Below are 17464 nucleotides of genomic sequence, written 5' to 3' on the forward strand. Positions count from 1 at the left end.
CCAGCGCTGCGACGCCCCGCCCGGGTGCCGGTGCGGTGCGGTCCGCGTCAGGACGGTCGCCGCGACTCGACGATCTGGGCGAAGTTGAACTGCCACCGCTCGACGATGCGGAAGCCCCAGGCGCGTGGGAGTTGGTACACCGGAACGCCCGCCAGTCGCGGCCCGGGCGCCAGGGCGGTGCCGCTCTCCCGCGCGGGCACCGCCGGGTCGCGCTGCGACACCGTCCACAGCACGGTGCACCGGCGCACCCGGTCCGCGACCGTCCAGATGGGCACGAAGCCGTCCCACAGCCGGTCGGTCTCGGTGGCGAGGCGCCCGCGACCGGGATCGACGAGGTCGCGGTAAGCGGACGGACGCGCCGCCAGCAGCGGCCGGATGGGTCCCGGTTTCCAGGACGTCGTGTTGTCGAGCAGCAGGCAGTCCCCGGGCCGGGCGTGCCGGACCACGACGTCGGCGATCTGGCTGTAGTCCATGCCCTCGGCCTTGTACGGACCGCGCTGGGAGACGACGTAGGTGGGTGCGGCCGCGGCGGCGAAGGCGAGCAGGACGCCGATGACGACCCACGGCCTGCGGGCGACGTGGGCGATGGCCATGCCGAGCAGCACCGCGATCGCCGGGGCGGTGAAGCACAGGTAGCGCGGGTAGTAGATCGGCGACGCGACGGCCGACCACACCAGCAGTGTCGCCGTGGGCACCACCAGCCAGGCGACGGCGATGACGGCCAGCTGCCGGTCGCCGATCGATATCCGGCTCCGCCGCGCGCACCACAGCAGGAAGGACGCCCCGAGTGCGGCGCCCGCGCCGATGGCGAATGGCGTACTGCCGTCGAAGTACTGGTCGCGCAGGACGTCGACCACGGTGTGGCCGCCGAGGGGCGAGATCCACGCGATCTGACCCACCTGGGAGCGGGCGAGGTCGAGGAAACCGAGCAGCGCGCCGACGCCGAACGCGGCGGCCGCCAGCCACCGCAGCAGCACCGGCAGACGGCGGGACAGTGCGAGCACCGCGACGCCGTGGGCGGCGACGAGCAGGCCGAGGTAGACGTTCAGCAGTACCGCGACCGCGGCGCCCATGCCGTAGAGCGGCCACAGCCAAGTGCGACCGCGGCGCGCGGCGGCGACGAGCAGCACCGTCAGCCACACTGCGACGGCGGCGGTGAAGGCGTAGGACCGCGCCTCGACGGCGGCCCACGTCATCCGCGGCAGGATGGCGAACACCACCCCGGCGGTCAGTGCCGCCGCCCGTCCGGTGAACCGCCGGCACAGCCCCACCACGCCGGCCGCGGCGATCCCGACCGCCAGGCAACTGGGTGCGCGCAACCAGAACTCGGTGACGGGGGCCAGCGTCAGCCAGCCGTGCATCAGCAGGTAGTAGAGGCCGTGCACGGCGTCGATGTGCTGCAGGAGTGGCAGGAGTTCGGGCAGCGGACGGGTCGCCGCCGACACCGTCGCCGCCTCGTCGAACCACAGCGACGGATGGCCGGCGCCCGCGGCGCCGACGCCGGCCGCGAGCGCGCCGATCAGCAGTGGGTCCGACCGACGCCCCCGGGCCGGCGCAGGGGCGGCGGGCGCGGCGTCGGTGCGGCAGACGGTGGCGGGGGCGGAGAGTGTGGCGTCCATGCGGGTTGAGGACACGACGCGGCACCACCCTTTCGACGGAGGGGCGCAGACGTTGCGGACGGACCACTCCTTCATACCCAGCGCGGAACGCTCCAAGCCCAGTTCAAACCTTTTGAGACAGTGCTAACAGAGTGCTTGCAATAGCAAGCGCGAGCATCGACACTCGGTGACAAGGAGTTCGACCGATCGAAGGGAAGAGAACATGGCGAGCAATGACAGCGGCCCGATCGCGGCGGTGCGTGCACTGGTCGACGGCGGCCTCGGCATCGTGAAGCAGGTGCTGGGCATCGTCTTCAACCGTCGTGACCTGCAGGAAGAGGGCAAGGCCCAGCAGGACAAGGCCGACGCCGAGAAGGACGTCGCGAAGAAGGAAGCCGCGGCGGAGAAGGCGCGTGCCGAGGCCAAGACCCAGGAGGCCCGCGAGCAGGCCGCGCGCAAGTCCTGATCGCCCAGCTCCACGCAGGCGCGTCCCGTCCTTCGGCGGGGCGCGCCTCGTCGTATCGGACGGGTTTAGCTGCCGCCAACGCACGACGTCAGGAGCCGGCGACCTCGACCCCGGTCGGCGCCAGGACGCGTGCGGCCACGTCGAGCAGCGTGCGGTGCAGTTCGTCGTCGTCGACGTCGGCGAGATCGGGGTCGGCGGGTGCCTTGCACACCCCGGAGATGAACACCGAGAACGCGACCTTGTCGGCCAGGTCGCGGTCCGGGCCCTCGAGCAGTTCGCGCACCCGGTCCGCGACGGCCTTGAACTCCGGCTCGCCGTGCACCAGCTGGTCGATGGCGGGATCGCCGTAGAACAGGACCGCGAGCCGCCGGTACCGCACCACCATCTCGATCAGGCCACTCACCACCACCGCGCGCCGGCGCTCGGCGTCCGGCAGCGCCTCGGCGATCCTGATGACCCGCGCCATGTCGTCGATCGACGGGCGCAGCACCTCCAGGGCGATGTCCTCCTTGGACCGGAACTGGTAGTACACCGCCGCTTTCGTCACGCCGACGCGGTCGGCAATCATCTGCAGTGACGTGCCGTGCACGCCGTGCTCGGCGAACAGTGCCAGCGCCGCGTCGAGGACCCGTGTCCGCGCCAAGCCGCGCGGTGCCACCGGTCTCGCCATCTCGGACCCTCTCCTCGCCGAAGTGCGCGTCAACCGCTCGTCGATCACGAAAGGCTAACGCCGACCCGCGGCGCCGTCGTCGCGATCTCTGACATCCGTCCAATTGAAGTTAGCCGATCGGCTTGCTCCGGCACGACGCGTCGCTTAAGGTTCGCTCAGCTAAATGAATTTCGCGGGCCTCGCTGCCGGAACGCCGTCGTCGTCGCTCCGTACCCGAGGGCGACCGCGAGGCAAGGGGCATTGGTGGTCGGGATCATCAAGCGGGCCTGGATACCGCTACTCATCGTCGTCGTGGTCGCGCTCGCCGTCACCGTGGTGTACCGCATGCACGGCTTCTTCGGGTCCAACAACGAAATCACCCGGCCGGGAGCCGGATTGGCGCAGGACGCCGAGCCGTTCAACCCCAAGGTCGTCACCTACGAGATCACCGGCGTGTCCGGTGCGGTGGCCACCATCAACTACCTCGACCTCGACGCCAGCCCGCAGCGGGTCGACGATGCGTCGCTGCCGTGGTCCATCACGCTGCGCACCACCAAGCCGTCGGCCAGCGCGACGATCATCGCCCAGAGCGACGGCGGCAGCATCACCTGCCGCGTGCTGGTCGACAACGGGGTCCGCGACGAGCAGACGGCCACCGGCATCAACGCCCAGACCTCATGCCTGGTGAAGTCCCTGTGACCGCGCCCGACACCACGCCGCTGGCCACTCCAAAGCCCCGCCGCGCCCGGGTGCCGCGCTTCCTGCGGCTGTTCTGCGTGCCGGTCCTGCTGGGCTGGCTGGCGCTGACCGCCATCGTCAACGTCGTCGTGCCGCAGCTGGAGACCGTGGGCGCCGCCAACTCGACGTCGCTGACGCCGAACGATGCGCCGTCGCTGCAGGCCACCAAGCTCGTCGGCGAACTCTTTCAGGAGTACGACTCGAACAGCTCGGCCATGATCGTGCTGGAGAGCGATACGCCGCTGGGGGATGAGGCGCACCGCTACTACGACGGATTGATCGCCGCGCTGGAGAAGGACAAGACCCACATCCAGCACATCCAGGACCTGTGGGGTGACCCGCTCACCTCGTCGGGATCGCAGAGTGCGGACAACCTCTCGGCGTACGTGCAGCTCTACATCGCGGGCAACCAGGGCGAGACGCTGGCCAACGACTCGGTGGAAGCGGTGCGCGACATCGTCGCCGACAATCCGCCGCCGCCCGGACTGCGGGTGTTCGTCACGGGGTCCGGCCCGCTGAACAACGACCAGCAGCACGCCGGCGACAAGAGCCTGCAGTTGGTGACGGCGCTGACCTTCGTCGTCATCGTCACGATGCTGCTGCTGGTCTACCGGTCCATCGTGACCGTGCTGTTGGTGTTGCTGACCGTCGTGCTCGAATTGGCGGTGGCGCGCGGCGTCGTCGCGTTCCTCGGCTATCACCACATCATCGAGCTGTCGACGTTCGCGGTGAATCTCCTGACCCTGCTGGCGATCGCGGCGGCCACCGACTACGCCATCTTCCTGGTCGGCCGCTATCACGAAGCGCGCAATGACGGCGACGACCGCGAAAACGCCTTTTACGTCATGTATCACGGCACCGGGCACGTCATCCTGGGCTCCGGCCTGACGATCGCCGGCGCGACGCTGTGTCTGCACTTCACGCGTCTGCCGTACTTCCAGACCCTCGGCATCCCCCTGGCCATCGGCATGTTCGTGGTCACCATGGCGGCGCTGACGCTGGCGCCGGCGCTGATGACCGTGGCATCCCGGTTCGGCCGGCTGGAACCCAAGCGGGCCACCCAGACCCGGGGCTGGCGGCGCATCGGCACGGCCGTCGTGCGGTGGCCCGGCCCCATCCTGCTGGCGTCGATCGCGGTGACCCTGGTCGGATTGCTCGCACTGCCGTCGTACACCACGAGTTACGACGACAAGAAGTACCTGCCGGCCGACGTCGAGGCGAACATCGGTTACAACGTTGCGGCCAAGCACTTTCCGCAGGCGCGGCTGAACCCCGAAGTGCTGATGCTGGTGTCCGACCACGATCTGCGCAACTCGACGGACATGCTGATCGTCGACCGGGTCGCCAAGGACGTCTTCCACATCCCCGGCATCGCCAGGGTGCAGACGATCACCCGCCCGTTGGGCACGCCGATCGAAGGCTCGTCGATTCCCTACATCGTGGGGCAGCAGGGTGTGAACCAGAAGCTGACCCAGTCCTATGCGGAGGCCCGCACGGCCGATCTGCTCACGCAGGCGGCCGACATCTCCCGGCAGGTCGACGTCCTCAAGCAGCAGCTGAACCTGCAGCAACAGAGCGCCGCCGCCCAGCAGGAGCAGACCGACCTGTTGAAGCAGACGGTCACGGTGACCAACGACCTGCGGGACAAGATCGCCAACTTCGACGACTTCTTCCGGCCCATCCGCAACTACTTCTACTTCGAGCCGCACTGCTACGACATCCCCGTCTGCTGGACGCTGCGCTCGCTGTTCGACGCGATCGACGGCATCTCCGAACTGTCCGACCTGCTGGGGCAGACGACGGCGAGCCTGGACAAGATCAACAACCTGCAGCCCAAGCTGCTCGCGCTGATCCCGCCGCAGATCGCCAGCCAGGAACGCAACCGCGACCAGATCATGACGAACTACGCGACGCAGAAGGACCAGCAGGACCTGCAGGACCGACAGCAGTCGGATCCCAACGCAATCGGCCGGGCCTTCAACGAGTCCAAGATCGACGACTCGTTCTATCTACCGCCGGAGGTCTTCGACAATCCGGACTTCAAGCGGGGCCTCAAGCAGTTCGTCTCGCCGGACGGCAAGGCGGTCCGGTTCATCATCTCCCACCAGGGGGATCCCGCGACGCCCGAGGGCATCTCGCACATCGATCAGATCAAGAACGCCGCGTTCGAGGCCATCAAGGGCACGCCGCTGGAGACCTCGAAGATCTACCTCGGCGGGACGGCGGCGACGTACAAGGACATGCGCGACGGGTCGAACTACGACCTCATCATCGCGGCGGTCTCGGCGATCTGCCTGATCTTCATCATCATGCTGATCATCACACGCGCCGTGATCGCCTCCCTGGTGATCGTCGGGACGGTGGTGCTGTCCCTGGCGGCGTCGTTCGGGCTCGCAGTCCTGTTGTGGCAGCACATCATCGGGATCGAGCTGCACTGGCTCGTCCTCGCCATGTCGGTGATCATCCTGCTGGCCGTCGGTTCGGACTACAACCTGCTGCTGGTGTCCCGGTTCAAGGAGGAACGCGACGCCGGCTTGAACACCGGCATCATCCGGGCCATCGCGGGCAGCGGCAGTGTCGTCACCTCGGCCGGCCTGGTGTTCGCGTTCACGATGATGTCCTTCGCCATCAGTGATCTGAAGGTCATGGCACAGGTGGGCACCACGATCGGCCTCGGCCTGCTGGTCGACACCCTCGTGATCCGGTCCTTCATGACCCCGTCGATCGCGGCGCTGATGGGCAAGTGGTTCTGGTGGCCGCAGGTCGTCCGCAGTCGACCCCTGCGCAGGCCGCGTCCGGCGGTGCTGACGGGCGGCGGCCCGAGCGAAGGCTAGCCCGGCGTGAGGCGGTCTTCGCTTCCGGGCCCGCCAACCGTGACCGACGTCGCGTCCGGTCCGGTGTGCGCAGGTCCGCGCGGCGTCGCGCTACGACCGCGCGGCCGAACCAGTCCATTTCGCGAAGGTGCGGCCGCGCGCCGTCGCCGCACGCGCGGGAACCCCGGCAACGGCCGGTTAGATTCACGTGTATGGACGGCGACCCGGGGCAATCAGGGTCCGTGGCCCCCGCTCGTCGAGATCTCGTCGATCGGATGCACGCGCAGCTCGACGAGTTGGTTGCGGCGCGCGATCAGATGGAACAACTCGTCCAACTCATCGTCGAGATCAGCTCGGACCTCGACTTCGACGTGACGCTGCGCCGCATCGTCGATGCGGCGGTCGAGCTGACCGGTGCCCGGTTCGCCGCGCTGGGCATCCGCGGCTCCGACGGTGGCTTCGCCTCGTTCGTGCGCAGCGGCCTGAGCGACGAGTTGGCCCACGGCCTGGGAGCGCTGGTCGGTACCGGGGGCTCGCGGATCGACGACGCCGTCACCGATCCGCGGTTCGCCGGGCTCGTACAGCCGGACCCGCCGCTGCGGGCGGTGCTCGCGGTGCCGATCTCCGTGCGGGCGGCCGACTTCGGGACGCTCTACCTCGCCGACGACCGCGCCGGGCACGTGTTCTCCGACATCCAGGTCAGCGCCGTCCGCGCCCTGGCGACGGCCGCAGCAGCTGCCATCGACAACGCGCGGCTCTTCGAGCGCGAGCGCGAGTCCGCGCGCTGGACCAAGGCCAGCCGCGAGATCACCAGTGCGCTGCTGTCCGGGGATCCCCGCACCGGGCCGCTGCAGTTGATCGTCAACCGGGCCCTGGACCTGGCCGACGCCGAACAGGCGATCCTCCTCGTTCCGCGCGAGCCGGACCTGCCCGCCGACCAGGTCGACTCGCTGGTGGTCGCGGCGACGGCCGGGCGCTACTCGCAGGAGGTCATCGGTCGGCAGGTGCCGATGGACGGCTCGACCACCGGCGGGGTGGCCCGCCGCGGCCTGCCCCTCATCACCGGCGCCTTCCAGTATCCGATCGAGGGTTTCACCGACGTCGGCGAGCGCTCCGCGATCGTGATGCCGCTGATCTCCGACGACGTCGTGCTCGGCGTCATCGCCGTCGCCCGCGCCCCGCAGCAGCCGCCGTTCGGCAACGACTACCTGGATCTGGTCAGCGACTTCGCCAGCCACGCCGCGATCGCCCTGGCGTTGGCGGCGGGTCGCGAACACGCGCTCAACCAGGAACTCGCGCTCGCCGACACGGTGGACGACGCGATCCACGCCGCGGCCGAGGAACTTCGACGGCTGTGGCGGGCACGCCGCGTCCTGGCCGTCACGTTTCCCCGGCTGGACGGGACGCCGCGCACCGCACTGCGCCAGCCGCAGCTGGTCGCGGTGGGGGAGTCGGTGCAGTGGACCGACCTGCCGCCCGACACGCAGCTCATGCTGGCGGCACTGCGCGACGGCGACCTGCTGACGCCCAGTACGGCACCCGGGCGCGCGGCCATCGCCCTGCAGCACCCCATCGGTGTCCTCGTGGTGTGGATCGACCTCACGGCACAGCGCACGTTCACGCTCGAGGACCAGACGCTGCTCACGGTGCTCGCCGGCCGGCTCGGACAGGGTCTGCAGCGCGTGCACCAGGTCGATCAGCAGCGGGACACCGCGCTGGCGTTGCAGCACGCGATCCTCGGGCCCGCCGACCTGCCGCGCGGCTTCGCCGCCTGCTACCAGGCTGCGAGCCCGCCGCTGCAGGTGGGTGGCGACTGGTACGACATCGTCGACCTCGACGACGGGCGCATCGCGCTCGTCGTCGGCGACTGCGTCGGGCACGGGCTGGCGGCGGCCACCGTGATGGGCCAGGTGCGCAGCGCGTGCCGCGCACTGCTGTTCGACCACCCCGATCCCGCTGCGGTCCTCGCCGGGCTGGACCGCTTCGCCGCGCGCCTGCCCGGCGCGCGCTGCACGAGCGCGGTGTGCGTGGTGCTCGATCCGGACACCGGCGAGCTGGTGTACAGCAGCGCCGGTCATCCGCCGCCCATCCTCGTCCACGCCGACGGCACCACCGCGCTGCTGGACGACGGCCTGTCGATGGTGCTGGGCATCCGGCCGGACCGGCCGCGTCCCGAGGCCCGGCTGACGATGCCCCCGGGAGCGACGCTGGTGCTCTACACCGACGGGCTCGTCGAACGGCGGCGCGTCCTGCTCGACGACGGCATCGCGAAGGTGACCGACCTGGTGTGCCGGTACCGTGCCGAGTCGGTCGACGAGCTGGTCAACCGCACCATGGCCGGGTTGGAGCCCGGTGGGGGCTACCAGGACGACGTGGTGCTGCTGCTCTACCGGCAGCCCGCGCCGCTGGACCTGAGCTTCCCGCCCGATGCGGACCACCTGGCACCGGCGCGCGTCGCGCTGCGCGAGTGGTTGGGCGACCTGCAGCTCGATCCCGAGCAGACCATGCGCGTCCTGATCGCGGTGGGGGAGGCCGTGGCCAACGCCATCGAGCACGGCCACCGCGAACATCCCGACGGCACCATCACCCTGCACGCCTCGGCCGTGAACCACGAGGTGCGGGTGCGGATCACCGACACCGGGTCGTGGAAGACGCCGCAGCCGGAGATCAACGCGCACCGCGGCCGCGGCACGGCCTTCATGCGCGCCTTCATGCACGACGTCGCCATCGAGACCGACGCGTCCGGAACGACCGTCCATCTGACCGCGAGGATCGCCTGATGCCCACGTTGCTCACCCTGGGAACCGCACACCGGCCGGACGGCACCGTGGTGCTGACGGCGGTGGGGGAGATCGATCTCAGCAACGTCGACGACTTCGACCACGCGCTGGTCGAGGTGCGCGAGACCGCACCCGGGGAGGCGCTGACGGTCGACCTGAGCGCCGTCGAGTACCTCGACAGTGCGGCCATTCACGTGCTTGTGGAAAGGGGGCAGGACGTGCACCTGATCGCCCATCCGCTGCTGATGCCCACCCTCGCGCTCAGCGGCCTCACGGAGGTGATGAGCGTCGAGGCGGCGCCGGGCGACGCCTCGACGTGAGCAGCGAGGGTGTTTCACGACGCGACGAAGTGGCTATCTATCGAGGCGTCCGAATCGAATTGGTCAGAACCGAGAAGGAGTTCTTGACGATGATGCTTCGCAAGATCGTCGCCGGTGCCGCCCTCGTGGGAAGCGTGGCCGCGGGTGCGGCCGGCTTCACCGCCGCGACCGCCAGCGCCGAGCCGGCACCGCCGCCCGCCCCCGGGCAGCCCTGGGGCCCGCCGCCTCCTGCCGCGCCTCCGGCCGGCCCGAACCCCGGTCAGCCGCCGGCCTGGGCCCCGCCGAAGCCGGTCGACCCGCTGTGGGCCAACGGCCAGCAGCAGGTCTGGGACGAGGGCTGGAATCACTGGGGTGTCTGGCAGAACGGCGTCTTCATCCCCACGTACTGACCCACCCGTGTCGAACGGCCACCGCGCACCGCGCGGTGGCCGTTCGCTGTCTTCGGGGCAGGGGTCTGTGCCTCAGGTGCCGCCGAGTCGGCGGCGGATGCCCACGAGGAACGCGGCGGCCGCCTCCCGATCGGGCCGCGGCCCGTCGCTGGCCCAGGAGTCCACGATGCTACGGGCGACGTCGTTGAGCTTGACGTTGCTGCCCTGCGAGATCGACTTCAGCAGTTCGAAGGCCTCGTCGTCGTCGACGCCGAACGCCTCCTTCAGCATTCCCTTGCACTGCTCGATGTCCGGCTTGCTGGCGAGGCTGGTGCGCAGCTGGCTGTTCTCCACCCGCAGGCGCAGCACCGCGTCCGGATCGATCGGCGCCTCGGTGATCGCCGTGTGTTCGAGACGCACGTGGGCCGAGTCGACGTGGCCGGCGGTCAGCCACGGGTCGGACACCGCGACGGTGAGCGTGACGCCGTCCCGCCGCGCGGCGGCGTCGAGTCGATCGAGCGCCTCGGGCGCCAGCACACTGGTATCGGTGGCGTCGATGCGCAGGGCCGGGCGCGTCCCCGGGCTCCAGACGGTGCTCAGCAGGTCGGCGAATGCGGTGGCGTGCGCGGCGTCGACGGCGCCGCTGACGGCGATGTCGACGCCCGTTGCCCGGTAGATCTGATACGGCGCGCCCGCGTCGTTGACGTACGGGTGCAGGCATACCAAACCGGCTGCGGCCGAGCCGAGTTCGGCTTCGTCGTACGCGCACAACGCCGACACCGGCAGGGTGGCCATCTGTTCGTCGATGAGGAATTCGAAGCGGGAGAACGCCTCCCGCTGCACGGGGGTGCGCGCGACCGCGGTCGCGTCGACCACGGCGCGGAAACCGGTGTGTCCCTGCGCGACCGCCGCCTCGGTGGCCGCGACGCGCACCGCGACCGACGCCTCGGCGTCGACGACGTCGGTGCCGGGCAGGAAACGGTAGAACTCCCCGACCGTGCAGGCGTCGATCCGCCCGGTGCGCACGTCGGCACCGAGATGTCCGCGTACGGCGTCCAGTTCCGCGCGCAGATCGGACAGCGGGCCGCGGCCGACGAAGACGACCAGGTTGCCCTCGCGGAGCCCGTCGGTGGCGTACTCGGCCGCGCGCCGCAGAAACTCGCGACGGTGGCGGTAGCCCCAGCCCAGGTGGCCGAAGGGGACGAGCCCCCAGGCCGTGCCAACGATCCCGTGCGGCCGGCCGCGCGTCATGGTGCCCCCTGGTCCGAAGTCCCGGATCCAGGGTACTCAGCCGCGGGCCGGCCGTCCGGGTCAGCTACCGGGCCATTCCCCCGTGGCCCGCTCGAACAGGCGGGCGCCCTGCCGGTCGATCACGGTCTTCACCACCGAGAAGATGGCCCCCTGGACGGCGGCCGCGACGAGGATCTGACGCAGCGGATACTCCGTCTCCAGGGGTCCCGGCGGATCCGCCTTCGGTCCCGGGGCGAGGCGCTGCCACACCTGCTTGAAGATGACCCCGGCCACCAGACCGCCCACCAGGGAGCTGGCCAGCCCCACGGGCCGGTACAGGATCTTCGCCGACGTACTCGATTTGGCGGCCATCGTCACTCCCGAGCGTCGGTCGCGGTCACTGGTCGGGGCGAGAGACGTCGCCACGCCAGGCGCCGGTCTCCGACGACTGCCGCTCGATGAACTCCTTGAAGCGGTCGAGGTCGCCCTTGACGCGGGCCTTGACGACGCCCAGCTTGTCGGCGACGTTCTCGACGAAGCCCTCCGGGTCGACGTCCATCTGGGTGGTGACGCGCGTCTTGTCGTCGGCGAGGCGGTGGAAGGTGACCACGCCGGCGTGGTCGGGTCCGCTGTCGGACTTCCAGGCCACGCGCTCCTCGGGGTGCTGCTCGGTGATCGTCGCGTCGAACTCGCGCGTGACGCCGCCGACCTTGATGACCCAGTGGGTGTGGGTGTCGTCGCGCTGGTCGATGCGCTCGACGCCCTCCATGAACTGAGGGAAGGACTCGAACTGGGTCCATTGGTTGTAGACGACGTCGATCGGTCGGTCGACGTCCACCGAAGCGGTGTGGGTGCTCATGTCGTGCTTCCTTTCGCGAATGTCGAACGGTGCACTGGCAGCGGTACCCATGTCCGCGCCGACCAACCACGGCGGGCCCGGCGGGCGCCGATCAGTATCGTGCTGCGGGTGGCGCGCGAACGATCCGACGGCGTGGCCCGCTTCCGCCGCGGCCTGCCGCTCGCGCTGCCGGGCCGCCGGGATCCGGCGCCGGTGGCGGGGCAGCGCCGGCGCAGCGGCCGCGAGATGGGTGACCTGCACACCCGCAAGGTGCTCGACCTGACCATCCGACTGGCCGAGGTAATGCTCTCGTCCGGGTCGGGTACCGCCGACGTGGTCGCGACCGCCGAGGACGTCGCCCAGGCGTACCGCCTCACCGACTGCGTGGTCGACGTGTTCGTCTCGACGGTGATCGTCTCGGCACTTCCCACCGCCGACAGCCCGCCGGTGACGATCGTGCGCGCCGTGCACACCCGCTCGACCGACTACACCCGCCTCGCCGACCTGGACCGGCTGGTGCAGCGGATCACCTCCGGCGGCGTCACCGTCGACGAGGCGCACGCGGCGATGGACGAACTCACCGAGCGGCCGCACGTCTACCCGCGCTGGTTGGCCACCGTCGGGTGGTCGGGCTTCGCCCTCGGCATCGCGATGCTGCTCGGCGGCACCTGGCTGACGTGCGTGCTCGCCGCGGTCACGTCGGCGGTGATCGACCGGGTGGGTCGACGGCTGAACCGCATCGGCACCCCGTTCTTCTTCCAGCACGTCACCGGTGCCGCGATCGCCACCCTGGTGGCGGTCGCGGCCTATCTGTTCGCCGGGCTGGGACCCACGGCGCTCGTCGCGACCGGCATCGTCATGTTGCTCTCGGGGCTGACGTTCGTCGGCGCCATGCAGGACGCCGTGACCGGCAACATGCTCACCGCGGTCGCGCGCCTCGGCGAGGCGCTGTTCCTCACCGCGGGCATCGTGGTCGGCATCGTCGCCGGGCTGGAGATCGCGACGCTGGCCGGCATCGCCATCGAACTGCACGTCGACGCGACCGAGACCTTCATCATCCCCAACCAGCCGCTGCCGGTCGCCCTGGCGGTGTTCGGCGCCGGACTGGCGGGTGCGTGCCTCACCTTGGCGAGCTACGCGCCGCTGCGGTCGATCGTCATCGGTGGGATCGCCGCGGCGACAGCCGAACTGGTGCTCATCGGGCTCGGCACGGCGGGCGTGGGGCAGGTGGTGGCGACCGGCATCGCCGCCGTCGGCGTCGGCTTCCTGGCCACCCTCATCTCGATCCGTCGGCAGGCGCCCGCCCTGATCACCGCCACCGCGGCGATCATGCCGCTGCTGCCCGGTCTTGCGGTGTTCCGCGCGGTCTTCTACCTCGCGGTCGACGAGAACTTCGACGACGGGCTCGCGCAGATGCTGTCGGCGACCGCCGTGGCGCTCGCCCTGGGCAGCGGTGTCGTGCTCGGCGAATTCCTGGCGTCGCCGCTGCGGTACCGGGCGGGCCGCCTCGGCGACTTCCTCCGGACCGACGGGCCGCCCGGACTGCGCCGGGCGGTCGGCCGCGTGGTGCACCTGCGGCCCGCGGACGCCGACGCCGCGGTGGCCGAGCAGCCGACGCGCAGCGTCGCGCTCGAACCGCCTCCCGTCGCGGACCCGGACGCGGGCGGCGGCACCTCCGGGTAGGTCGGGGCGCGGGCCGTCAGGCCGTCAGCGGATACTCGCCGCCGCCGACGTAGACCACGCTGGTCGGGTAGCGCTCCTGGGTCGCACCGACGATCGCCGCGGCGAACTCGCCGACCGTCGGCAGCGGTGCGAGCGTGCGTCGCGCCGCGAGCAGGCCGGGATCGCGGCGCTGCAGCAGCCGGACGACGATCGTGCCGTCGATCATGTCGCCGGACACCACGGTGAGATGGACGCCGGCGCGGTCGAGGGCGGGCCGCATGGCGTGCAGGGCCGTCTCGCCGGCACGCTTGCTCGCTGCGACCGGCGAGTACCCCTTCGGCACCGCCTTGTTCGGGAAGAAGTGGGCCTGGTGGCTGGTGACGAAGACGATGCGTCCCCCGGTGGGCATCAGCGGGAGCGCCAGCTGCGCGAGTCGCCGCTGCGCGTCCCGGTTGAGCCGCATGGCGTAGCCGGGGTCGGCGCCGAGTTCGAGCCCGCCGGAGGCGTTGAGGATCAGCGTGTCGAGACGGCCGAAGCGCGTGGCGATCTCGTCGATCATGGCGGCCGCGGCGGCGGCGTCGGAGATGTCGGCGGCGAGCGTCGACGCGTGGCCGCCGGCGGCGCGGATGGACTCCGCGATGGCCTCGGCGCGACGGGCCTTCTCGCGGTAGTTGACGACGACGTGGGTGTCGGCGTCGGCGAGCTGCTGCGCCACCTCCGCGCCGATGCCCCTCGACGCGCCGGTGATCAGGACGATGCGCTGCGGTGCGTGTGGCATATCGGGTTCCTTCCGTCGCTGCCGAACCTTCACCGTACACCGATCTTAAGAAAAATAAGGCGAAGATAAGATCACGTTAAGGCGGCGGACCGGGTGTCACGACGCGTCCGCGGGCCGCCGTCGGCGCGCCGCCGCCGAGCGCGGCGGCCGCGAGCGCATGTGGTCGCGGACCCGACCCATCACGTCGCCGAGGCTGGCGACGTCGCGTGCGGACAGCGGGTCGAAGAGCAGTTCCCGCACCGCCTCGACGTGCCCGGGCAATACCGCCGCGACGCGTTGCCGGCCCGCGTCGGTGATCTCGACGACGGTCGCCCGCTGATCCGACGCGCTGGCGCGGCGCGTGATGAGGCCGGCGTTCTCCAACAGGCCGGCCTGGTGGGTCAGCCCGCTGCGGCTGTAGACGACGCCGTCGGCGAGGTCGGTCATGGTCAGCGGCCCGTCGGCGTCGGCCAGCGTGGCGAGCACCTCGAACTGCACGTAGCTGAGGTCGCCGTCCGCCTTCAACTGCTCGCGTACGGCGTACTGCAGCAGGCTGACCGCCTCCATCAGCGCGAAGTACGCGTGCATCTGCTGCGGAGTCAACGAGGTGGCCACGGCTCGAGCATAGAGCTTCGACATCGAAGCACAGTGACGTCGACCACGTCGGGAATCACTTCGATATCGAAGCAGTTGCATCAGTCAGATTGCTTCGACAACGAAGCAACGACCGATCGGAGAAGTCATGAAGGCCATTCGCTTCCACCAGTACGGCGACAGCGACGTGTTGCGCTACGAAGACGTCGAGCGCCCCGTTCCCGGCCCGGGTGAGGTGCTCGTCGACGTCGCCGCCACCTCGTTCAACCCGGTCGACGCCGGCATCCGCGGCGGATATCTGCAGGAGGTGTTCGACGTGGCGCTGCCCCACGTGCCCGGCATCGACGTCACCGGCCGCATCGCCGCCATCGGTGACGGCGTCACCGGGTGGGAGCCCGGCGACGCGGTCATCGGCCTCCTGCCGATGGACGCCGACGGCGCCGCCGCCGAGTTCGTCGTCGCTCCCGCGGACGTGCTCGTCGCGGCACCGCGAACGGTGCCCCTGACCGACGCCGCCGTGCTCCCGACCGTGGGGCTCACCGCGTGGCAGGCGCTGATCGGCCTCGCCGACCTGCGCGCCGGCCAGTCCGTGCTCGTCATCGGGGCCACCGGGGCCGTCGGCGGATACGCGGTGCAACTGGCCAAGGAGATCGGCGCCGTCGTTACCGCGACCGCGCACGACCGCGGCGCCCGGCGCCTGCGCGACTACGGCGTCGACCGGCTCGTGGACTACCTCGACTACGGCACCACGCCGCTCCTGGGCGGCGAGCGCTTCGACGTCGTGCTCAACCTGGTGAGCACCGCTCCCGAGGAGACCGCCGCGCTGGCCGGCGTCGTCGCCGACGGCGGCTTCCTCATCGGCACCATGACCGCGGGACCGGAGGATCCGGCACGGCGGGTGCGCGCCCAGCGGCTGTTCGTCCGCAGCGACACCGCGCAGCTCGCGGCCCTCGTCGAGCGGGTCGACGACGGTCGCCTGCGGATCGACGTCGCGGACCGGCGACCACTGGCCGACGCGGCCGACGTGCACGCTGCCTCCGACGCGGGTCGGCTGCCCGGCAAGACCGTGCTCGTCCCCTGAGCCGCCCGTCCGGCCGACTCGACCCGGTGCGCCCGGGAGCCTCGCCGCTCCCGGGCCTACCGGCGCGGGTGGGTCAGCGCGCGGTGATCGCCAGGACGGCGACGTCGTCGTCCGGCTCGAGCTTCGGCACCAGCGTGGCGATGTCCTCGACCAGACCGGTGGCGTCCAGGTGGGTGCGCTCCGCGACGAACGCCGCCAGCGCGTCCTCGTCGAACGGCCGCACGCCGCGGCGGGCCTCGATGAGCCCGTCGGTGTACACCAGCAGTGTCCGGCCAGGTACCAGCTCGACGTCGCGCGACGCGAACCGGGCGTCGCGGATCGCGCCGACGAACATGCCGCCCTGCGGCAGGACCGGCGTCACCGAGCCCGCGGCGGCGTCGACCAGCAGGGCCGGCTGATGACCCCCGGTCGCGAGCGTCACCCGGAAACCTGGGGCGTCGCCGCGCCCCTCGACGGTGCCGAGCAGCACGGTCGCGAAACGCCGCGAGTCCAGCTCACGCAGCAGCACCCCGTTCAGTTCGCCGAGCGCGTCGGTGAGGTCACGATGATGCAGGGCTGCTGCACGCAGCGTGTAGCGGATCAGCGAGGTCGTGACGGCCGCCTCGACGCCGTGCCCCTCGACGTCGCCGATGGTGAACGCCCATCGGTGATCGTCGAGGGCGAAGGCGTCGTAGAAGTCGCCGCCGACCTGACGTGGGGACGCCGGGTGGTAGTGCGCGGCCAGGGTGAGTCCGTCGATGTGGGGGAGCATCGGCGGCAGCAGCGTCCGCTGCAGCACCGAGGCGTATTCCTCGATGACGTCCCGGTCGTGTTCGGCGCTGTCGCGGTCGCGCATTGCGCTGTCGCGGTCGGACCGCGCATCCTGCCGACCCAGCTCGGCCTCGCGGCGATCGGATCGGGCGTTGTCGCGGTCGCGTCGCGCATCGTCTCGGGCCGCTTGGGCGTCGTCGCGATCCCGCTGGGCGTCGAGCAGGGCGCTGTCGACGGCATCACGCAACCGCCGTTCCGAGGAGAGCGCGGCGAGGGCGTCGGCCCGCATGTCGAGGTGCTCACGCACCACGCCGGTCAGCTCCGCGAGGAGTCCGAGCGTCGCGTCGTCGACGGGCCGGGTCTCGGTGTCCATCACCGTCACGGCGCCCAGCGGGCGCCCGTCGGCGGCGAGGACGGCGACACAGGCATAGAAGCGGACGTCGTGGCGCAGAACGAAGCGCAGCGAGCCCGTCCGCGGGTCGGCGAGCGCGTCGGCCGAGGCGGCCGGCACCGCGTTGCGCAGCACGTTCGCGCACAGTCCGTCGCGCACGGCGATCGACTGTTCCGCTCCGAGGCCGTAGGTGCCGAGGAACCACGCACGGTCCCCGTCGACGACCGACACCGTCGCCATCGACGTGCCGCCGAGGCGGGCGGCGACCGCGGCGACCCGCGTCAGCGTCGGGTCGGCCGCGGCGAGGAGGCCGCGGTAGCGTTCCACCCCCGGCGGCCGAATGGCGCCGGGTATGCCCAGCTGGTCTTCTTCTATGGTCTGACGTCCCCGCGTGCGACGAAGTGGGAGGTCCCCGCGGGCACCGTCTCG

16 protein-coding genes are annotated in these 17464 nt (G+C 70.9%); 8 read left to right on the forward strand and 8 right to left on the reverse strand.

Annotated features, from left to right (window positions below; genetic code table 11):
* Positions 1-47: 47 nt before the first annotated feature.
* Positions 48-1619, reverse strand: a complete 1572-nt coding sequence (locus FZ046_RS08205) for a glycosyltransferase family 39 protein (protein ID WP_083298282.1) — start codon at positions 1617-1619, stop codon at positions 48-50.
* 202 nt (positions 1620-1821) lie between these two features.
* On the opposite strand from FZ046_RS08205, the gene mbp1 reads away from it, so the two are divergent.
* Entirely contained in the window at positions 1822-2064 is a 243-nt protein-coding gene (gene mbp1 / locus FZ046_RS08210) for a microaggregate-binding protein 1 (protein WP_070353699.1), read from the forward strand.
* Positions 2065-2152: 88 nt separating this feature from the next.
* Here the strand turns inward: mbp1 and FZ046_RS08215 are convergent, their stop codons facing one another.
* On the reverse strand, positions 2153-2734 hold the full coding sequence (locus FZ046_RS08215) for a TetR/AcrR family transcriptional regulator (protein WP_070353698.1): 582 nt from the start codon (positions 2732-2734) through the stop codon (positions 2153-2155).
* A 243-nt stretch (positions 2735-2977) separates the two neighbouring features.
* On the opposite strand from FZ046_RS08215, the gene FZ046_RS08220 reads away from it, so the two are divergent.
* From FZ046_RS08220 to FZ046_RS08240, 5 genes are all read left to right on the forward strand, one after another.
* Positions 2978-3412: an MmpS family transport accessory protein gene (locus tag FZ046_RS08220; protein ID WP_070353697.1), complete on the forward strand. Its 435-nt coding sequence runs from the start codon at positions 2978-2980 to the stop codon at positions 3410-3412.
* Entirely contained in the window at positions 3391-6285 is a 2895-nt protein-coding gene (locus FZ046_RS08225) for an MMPL/RND family transporter (protein WP_070353696.1), read from the forward strand. Before FZ046_RS08220 ends, FZ046_RS08225 begins: the two co-directional genes overlap by 22 nt.
* Before the next feature lie 191 nt (positions 6286-6476).
* A complete protein-coding gene (locus FZ046_RS08230; protein WP_070353695.1) occupies positions 6477-9044 on the forward strand; it encodes a SpoIIE family protein phosphatase in 2568 nt (855 codons plus the stop codon).
* A complete protein-coding gene (locus FZ046_RS08235) occupies positions 9044-9364 on the forward strand; it encodes an STAS domain-containing protein (protein ID WP_070353694.1) in 321 nt (106 codons plus the stop codon). The genes FZ046_RS08230 and FZ046_RS08235 overlap by 1 nt, the downstream gene beginning before the upstream one ends.
* 89 nt (positions 9365-9453) lie before the next feature.
* A complete protein-coding gene (locus tag FZ046_RS08240) occupies positions 9454-9753 on the forward strand; it encodes a hypothetical protein (RefSeq protein ID WP_070353693.1) in 300 nt (99 codons plus the stop codon).
* Between the two features lie 72 nt (positions 9754-9825).
* On the opposite strand, the gene FZ046_RS08245 is transcribed toward FZ046_RS08240, so the two are convergent.
* From FZ046_RS08245 to FZ046_RS08255, 3 genes are read right to left on the reverse strand one after another with little or no spacing between them, the layout of a single operon-like run.
* Entirely contained in the window at positions 9826-10983 is a 1158-nt protein-coding gene (locus FZ046_RS08245; protein ID WP_070353692.1) for an MEDS domain-containing protein, read from the reverse strand.
* Positions 10984-11043: 60 nt separating this feature from the next.
* Positions 11044-11334, reverse strand: a complete 291-nt coding sequence (locus FZ046_RS08250) for a DUF4235 domain-containing protein (RefSeq protein ID WP_070353733.1) — start codon at positions 11332-11334, stop codon at positions 11044-11046.
* Positions 11335-11359: 25 nt separating this feature from the next.
* Positions 11360-11821 carry an SRPBCC family protein gene (locus FZ046_RS08255; protein WP_070353691.1) on the reverse strand — a complete coding sequence of 154 codons (462 nt, stop codon included), beginning with the start codon at positions 11819-11821 and terminating at the stop codon, positions 11360-11362.
* A gap of 102 nt (positions 11822-11923) precedes the next feature.
* On the opposite strand from FZ046_RS08255, the gene FZ046_RS08260 reads away from it, so the two are divergent.
* The gene (locus tag FZ046_RS08260) at positions 11924-13483 is read left to right on the forward strand and encodes a threonine/serine exporter family protein (protein WP_070353732.1); all 1560 of its coding nucleotides are present in this window, start codon (positions 11924-11926) and stop codon (positions 13481-13483) included.
* A gap of 16 nt (positions 13484-13499) precedes the next feature.
* On the opposite strand, the gene FZ046_RS08265 is transcribed toward FZ046_RS08260, so the two are convergent.
* Together FZ046_RS08265 and FZ046_RS08270 are read right to left on the reverse strand one after the other, a co-directional pair.
* Entirely contained in the window at positions 13500-14240 is a 741-nt protein-coding gene (locus FZ046_RS08265; RefSeq protein ID WP_070353690.1) for an SDR family oxidoreductase, read from the reverse strand.
* Between the two features lie 96 nt (positions 14241-14336).
* Positions 14337-14834 carry a MarR family winged helix-turn-helix transcriptional regulator gene (locus FZ046_RS08270; RefSeq protein WP_099045942.1) on the reverse strand — a complete coding sequence of 166 codons (498 nt, stop codon included), beginning with the start codon at positions 14832-14834 and terminating at the stop codon, positions 14337-14339.
* A 127-nt stretch (positions 14835-14961) separates the two neighbouring features.
* Between FZ046_RS08270 and FZ046_RS08275 the strand changes: the two genes are divergently transcribed.
* Entirely contained in the window at positions 14962-15894 is a 933-nt protein-coding gene (locus tag FZ046_RS08275; protein ID WP_070353688.1) for an NADP-dependent oxidoreductase, read from the forward strand.
* 73 nt (positions 15895-15967) lie between these two features.
* On the opposite strand, the gene FZ046_RS08280 is transcribed toward FZ046_RS08275, so the two are convergent.
* Complete coding sequence (locus FZ046_RS08280) at positions 15968-17362, reverse strand: PP2C family protein-serine/threonine phosphatase (protein ID WP_246182940.1); 1395 nt, start codon at positions 17360-17362, stop codon at positions 15968-15970.
* Positions 17363-17464 lie beyond the last annotated feature (102 nt).

This window comes from Mycolicibacterium grossiae (assembly GCF_008329645.1).
Classification (GTDB): domain Bacteria; phylum Actinomycetota; class Actinomycetes; order Mycobacteriales; family Mycobacteriaceae; genus Mycobacterium; species Mycobacterium grossiae.